The sequence below is a fragment of the Variovorax sp. P4_D9 genome, from assembly GCF_056401695.1.
This window is the reverse complement of sequence record NZ_JBFUIU010000581.1, coordinates 1-5718: the sequence shown is the minus strand read 5'-3', so window position 1 is coordinate 5718 and position 5718 is coordinate 1. Positions and strand designations below refer to the sequence as shown.

At 66.5% G+C, this 5718-nt stretch carries 5 protein-coding genes and 2 pseudogenes; all 7 read right to left on the bottom strand.

The window, feature by feature from the left end:
- Window positions 1-306 (bottom strand): annotated as a pseudogene (locus AC1DY5_RS39440) (helix-turn-helix domain-containing protein); the annotation flags it as partial.
- Window positions 307-386: 80 nt separating this feature from the next.
- Window positions 387-498: pseudogene (locus tag AC1DY5_RS39435) on the bottom strand (IS5/IS1182 family transposase); the annotation flags it as partial.
- 71 nt (window positions 499-569) lie between these two features.
- A complete protein-coding gene (locus AC1DY5_RS39430) occupies window positions 570-1664 on the bottom strand; it encodes an SMP-30/gluconolactonase/LRE family protein (RefSeq protein WP_478119892.1) in 1095 nt (364 codons plus the stop codon).
- A 67-nt stretch (window positions 1665-1731) separates the two neighbouring features.
- Window positions 1732-2892 (bottom strand): acyl-CoA dehydrogenase family protein, encoded by a 1161-nt coding sequence (locus AC1DY5_RS39425; RefSeq protein WP_478119891.1) that lies wholly within the window; start codon window positions 2890-2892, stop codon window positions 1732-1734.
- Window positions 2889-4697 (bottom strand): acyclic terpene utilization AtuA family protein, encoded by a 1809-nt coding sequence (locus AC1DY5_RS39420; protein WP_478119890.1) that lies wholly within the window; start codon window positions 4695-4697, stop codon window positions 2889-2891. The genes AC1DY5_RS39425 and AC1DY5_RS39420 overlap by 4 nt, the downstream gene beginning before the upstream one ends.
- On the bottom strand, window positions 4682-5446 hold the full coding sequence (locus AC1DY5_RS39415) for an enoyl-CoA hydratase-related protein (protein ID WP_478119889.1): 765 nt from the start codon (window positions 5444-5446) through the stop codon (window positions 4682-4684). Before AC1DY5_RS39415 ends, AC1DY5_RS39420 begins: the two co-directional genes overlap by 16 nt.
- The coding region (locus AC1DY5_RS39410) for a CoA transferase (protein ID WP_478119888.1) at window positions 5443-5718 on the bottom strand (276 nt) is incomplete at its 5' end. The genes AC1DY5_RS39415 and AC1DY5_RS39410, both read right to left, overlap by 4 nt.

Here is a 5718-nt window from a genome sequence, read left to right as displayed (position 1 = left end):
CCGTACAGACGCTCGATGAGTAGACGCACCCGTTTGAGCGTCCACAACTCGGTTCCAAAGCCGTGCTCGGTAGGGCGCTGTAACAGCGCGCGGCGCAAGCCCTCGAGTTGCTGTGCGTCCAGCTGGGCAGGACGTCCCGGCGACATGGCGCGCAACGCATCGATCCCGCCTTCATCGAGCCGGGCCTTCCACGTGTACACGGTCTGGCGTGCCACGCCAACCGGTCTGCGCGGGAGTCTTGCCCGCCAGCAGCATTCGCCCAGCCCGCACCCGTTTGCGCGTCGCCTCGTCCATCTTCTTGCCCATGCAACCCACCTCCAATCAATCCGCTGATTGGATAACGCTCGAGGGCATTATTGGTTGTCATGAGTTTAGTAAATCTCAATAATGTCGGCTTCGTACATCCGGGACAACAACTCGTCCATCTTAGTCAGCGCCTCGTTCATCATCATTCGGATACGTCGCAGCGGGTGGTTGGCAGTCTTCCAGCCGTCTCATCGTGAACAAGGCCGCGCTCGCGCGTGGTGTTCTCGAGGGTGCTGGTGCATCGCGCCCCCGGCTCGTTCACGTCAGCGCAATCCCGGACCGAGCTCCGGTATCCGCTTCTTGATCTTCGAGACTGTGTGGACCTTCACCTGCTGAGCCCACGGTCCATCGATGGTCTGCAGATTCTTGCCCACGAGATGCGACATTCCGAGCTCGTCACCAAGCTGCGAAAGGGCCGTGCCAACATCGAGAGACAAGTTGGTGACAAGCACGTCGTCACCGTGGAAGACAAGGCTGTTTGACCACAGAAAACCGATGGGTGCCCCGTTGCGATCGACTCCTCCGAAGTCGCCGAGTTTGGCGATCACCTGTCCGTGCGTCGGCTCGAGCACGAGAATCTCATTGGACTGGTTGCACGCGATCCAGAGGTTGTCGTGCTCGTCGATGATCAGACCGTCGGGCCCGCCACCGACCCGGTTGACGAACACTTCAGGCGTGCCAGGCTCGAATGTCGAGCCGGTCACCGGTATCTTGACAACGGTGTCGTTCGCCGTATTGGCGACGAACAAGGCCGTCTTCTTGTTGTTGAACGCCAGACCGTTCGCGCCGATGCCTGGGGGTATCCTCGTCGGCTTCAACAGGGGGCTCGTGACCCATGCCGACGCTTCGCCGCCGTCGGGTCCGACTCTCCAGATGATGCCCTGGTGGGCGTCGCTCACGTATACGTTTCCGGCGGGGTCGAACGTCATCCCGTCGAGGCCGGGGTTCTTGCCCGTGACCGTCATGAACACCGATGAGGTGCCCGTCTTGGGATCGACACTCAGGACTTTCCCGTCCTTGTAATCGACCACCAGCAACTGACCCGTCCGGGGATGGAAGCCGAGGTCGAGCAACAATCTGCTTGAGCCCTTGATGCCGACAGTGCGCAGGTGCTTGCCTTGCGGGTTGAACACAAGCAGCGTTCCCTCGCTCGTTTGGGGTTTGTTCGACGCCACGGTGACGACATAAACGTTGCCCTCGCGGTCGATGGTGATCCCCTCGGGATGCGCCTCCCCCGGGGGCAGCGTAGCGAATGTCTCGACCTTGCCGCGCTCCCACGCATTCGCGGCGAGCGGTGTCGCGAGCCACACCAGCCAGATCAGCATCGGCAAGACCAGCAGTGCCTTGGCTTTGTTCATTCTCATGTCTCCTAAGATCGAGGTTGATGGATGGTCCCTGATGGATCCGGTGGGTTACGTCCGCCGTTCAATACGACTTCGGCAATCCGAGCGCCTGCTCGGCGACGTAGCACAGCGCGAGCTCCTGCGTCACGGGGGCGAGCAGGGACAGCACGCTTTCGCGCAGCCCGCGCTCGACGTGATACTCCTTCGCGAAGCCGAACCCGCCGTGGGTGCGAACCGCGCGCAATGCCGTCTCATAGCCGGCCTCCGCGGCCAGATACTTGGCCGCAGTGGCCTCGACCCCGCACGGCTTGCCGGCGTCGTAGAGCGCGGCGGCCTTCCACATCAGGAGCTCGGCGGATTGCAGGCGCATCCAGCATTCCGCGAGCGGATGCTGAATCGCCTGGTTCTTCCCGATCGGCCTGCCGAACACGACGCGTTCCTTTGCGTAGGCCGTGGCCCGCTCGAGCGCCGTCTCGCCCGCGCCGAGCGCTGATGCCGCGACGAGGATCCGCTCGGGATTCAGCCCGTGGAGCAAGTATTTGAAGCCCTTGCCCTCCTCGCCGATGCGATCCCCGGCGGGAATCTCCAGCCCGTCGATGAACAGTTCGTTCGAGTCGACGGCCTTGCGCGCCATCTTCTCGATTTCGCTGATGCGCACGTGCGAGCGATCGAGGTCCGTGTAGAACAGCGTCACGCCGTCCATCGGGCGTGCGCAGTCCTCGATCGCCGTCGTGCGCGCCACCAGCAGGATCTTGTTGGCGTGCTGCGCGGTCGAGGTCCAGACCTTCTGGCCGTTGACGATGTAGCGGTCACCGTCGCGGCGGGCGAAGGTCCGCACGCGCGTCGTGTCGGATCCGACATTGGGCTCGGTCACGCCGAAGCAGGCGCGATCGGTCCCGTCGATCAACGGCGGCAGCATGCGCCGCTTCTGCTCGTCGGTGCCGAACACGACCACCGGCTGCGGGCCGAACAGGTTCAGGTGCACCGACGACACGGCCGCCGAGCCAAGCTTGCCGATGGTGCGCATCACCATCGCGGCCGCCGAGATCCCGAGCCCGGCGCCGCCTTGTTCGCGGGGCATGGTCACGCCAAACCAGCCGCCGCGGGCGACGGCCTCGCAGAACTCGCTCGGCCAGCGCCCGTCGCGGTCGCGCTCGAGCCAGTAGCTGGGGCCGAACTCGGCGCAGAGGTCCTCGACGGCGTCGCGGATCGCGAGCTCGTCGCCGGAAAATTCGAAGTTCATGCCGGGAGCTTCTGCAGCAAGCTTTCGGGGACCTGGACCGGCATGTCGAGCAGCAGCTGCGCCATGCCCTTGCCGAGCGGATCATTGCGCAGCGATGCCATGCCGCCGCCGCCGAGCGCCTGTTCGGACACCAGGTTGATGGCATGGATCCCGGGCAGCTCGTAGCGCTGGACCGGCCCCTGTACCAAGTGGCCGAGATACGCCTTCACACGCTCGGGCGTCACCTGCTCTTGCAGCACGGGCAGGAGCGCCGGATGGCGCGCGATCAGGCCGATGTTGGACGTGTCGCCCTTGTCGCCACTGCGCCCGAGCGCGATCTTCACGAGCGGCACGGTCTTGCGCGGACCGGCGGGAAGCGCGAGTGCTGCGCTCGCAAGCGGCTCTGGCGCGGCCTGGGGTCGCGCTGGCGGCGACGCCACCATGGCGGTTGTGCCGTCTATCGTCACGATGGGCGTGACCTGCTCCTTGGGAATGAGCCAGGCGACCTGCCGCAATACCGGCGACACCGAGGGACGGCCGCCCGCACCGGTGGTACCCGGCGACCATGAGGTGCCGGGAGCAGCGAACTCGCGGCTGAACATCTCCAGTGCGCGCCGCTCCGCATGTGTGACGGTCAGGCGCAGCACCACTTCGCGCGTCGGCAGTGTCCGCGCATGCGGGCCGTAGGCGGACTCGGTGCCCAGCAGCTCGATCTTTGTGGCGAGGAAGTGTTCGAACCCGTGCGCGCGCAGCAGCCGGTGCCCGCGCTCGAGCAGTGCCTCACCGGTTCGCTTCGCCTTGCCAGGGGCATCAATCCCCAAGATGGTGAGCTGCCCCGACACCTTGAAGCCCGCGTGTGCGGTGGCGCTGACCTTGTACGTATTCGTTGGCGATCGGCCGCGTGCGCCCGTCACACGTACACGATGCTGCCCCACCTGCTCCAGGTGCACCGCACGGAAGTCGCACGTGACGTCCGGCAGGAGGTAGTTCGCGGGGTCGCCGATCTCGTACAGAAGCTGCTCGCCAAGCGTTCCCGGCGTGACGAGCCCGCCCGTGCCCGGCGGCTTGGTGACGACGAAGCCGCCGTCTTCGCGGCACTCGACGATCGGATATCCGATGTCGGCCCAGTCGGGCACCGAGGCCCAGTCGGTGTGCAAGCCGCCCGTCGCCTGGCAGCCGCATTCGATGATGTGGCCGGCGAGGCTGCCGGCGGCAAGGCGGTCGAAGTCGTCGGCCGCCCAGCCGAACTCGTGCATCAGAACGCCGAGGGTGACCGCGCTGTCGACGCAGCGCCCGGTGATCACGATGTCGGCTCCCGCTTCGAGCGCGCGTGCGATCGGCAGCGCGCCCAAGTAGGCGTTCGCCGTGACGAGGCGCCTCGGCAATGGTTCGCCATTGGACACGTCGACAGCACCCCCCTGGCGCATCGCGTCAGCGAACGGGAGCACGTCATCTCCTTCCACGACCGCGACGCGCACTTGCACGCCGAGTTCGTCGGCCAGTGCCTGCACCGCCGCGGCGCAGCCCTTCGGGTTCACGCCGCCTGCGTTGCTGACGATTCGGATACCCTTCTCGGCGGCCTGCTTCAGCACGGAGCGCAGCGCCACCGTCACGAAGTCGATGGCATAGCCTTCCTCCGGCCGCTTCATGCGCGCGCCGGCGAGGATAGACATCGTCAACTCGGCGAGATAGTCGAACACCAGGTAGTCGATGCCGCCCTGACGCACCAGTTGCACCGGCCCGAGGCTGCTGTCGCCCCAGAAGCCCGAGGCGCCGCCGATGCGCACGATCTTGCCCGATCCGGCCGCGTTCACTTTCCGGTCCATTGCGGCCTCCTCTTCTCCTTGAATGCCGCGATGCCCTCGCGCGCATCCTGCGTCATCGCCAGCAGCCCGATCTGGCCTTCTCCGAACGAAATGGCCTCCTCGAAGGACATCGAGCCCATCGCCTTCATCGCATACAGGCCGCGCCGCAGCGCCGTGGGCGAGTTGGACAGCAGCCGGGATAGCAGGCGCTCCAGCGCCCCGTCGAGGTCGTCCGCCACCTCGTTCACCAGGCCGATCTCGCGTGCTCGCGCGGCATCGACCGGGTCGCCCGTCAGGCACAGCTGCGCGAGGCAGCGCTGGGGGACCTGCGACTGCAGAACGGCCAGTACCTGCATCGGGAACACGCCGACCTTGGCCTCCGGCAGCCCGAAGATCGCGTGCGGCGCCGCGAGGGCGAGATCGCACATCGCGAGCAGCCCCATGCCGCCGGCCATGCAGGCGCCGTTGACTCGCGCGACGAGCGGCACGGCGAGCGTGCGCGCCGTACGCAGCAGGTCAGCATAGGCGATGGTCGGCGTCGCGTAATCGAGTGCGAAGGCATCCGCGCCCAGGTCGGCGCCGGCGCAGAACGCCTCCTCGCCCGCGCCGGTGAGCACCACGGCGCGGACCGTCGGGTCGGCCTTCACGCGCTGCAGGGCATCCTGCAACGCGGCGATCACTTCCGCATTGAGCGCATTCCGGCGCTCAGGGCGGTCGATGGTCAGCACCAGCCGGCCGTCTTGCCGGCTTTCCTTGACGAATGTCATCATGCCTCGACTCCCATTTCGCTCGCCGCCGTCGCCACTTGCGTCGCGCCGGTCTCGACCATCTCTTGAATCTGCTGCGGCGAGTAGCCGGCCYCGGCCAGGACCTGCGCGCTGTGCTCGCCCACGAGCGGCGGCGGTCRCAGCGGCGGCAGCGGCGTCTGCGGCCACTCGCTCGGTACCGCCATGGTCCGCAGCGTGCCCTCGGTCGGATGCTCGTACTGCTGGAAGAACCCGATGTCCTGCAGGTGCGGGTCGTCCAGCAGCGACTCGAAGGT

Coding starts and splice junctions, on each gene's coding strand:
- AC1DY5_RS39430 (WP_478119892.1), bottom strand. CDS start 1,664: ATGAACAAAGCCAAGGCACTGCTGGTCTTGCCGATGCTGATCTGGCTG.
- AC1DY5_RS39415 (WP_478119889.1), bottom strand. CDS start 5,446: ATGATGACATTCGTCAAGGAAAGCCGGCAAGACGGCCGGCTGGTGCTG.
- AC1DY5_RS39420 (WP_478119890.1), bottom strand. CDS start 4,697: ATGGACCGGAAAGTGAACGCGGCCGGATCGGGCAAGATCGTGCGCATC.
- AC1DY5_RS39425 (WP_478119891.1), bottom strand. CDS start 2,892: ATGAACTTCGAATTTTCCGGCGACGAGCTCGCGATCCGCGACGCCGTC.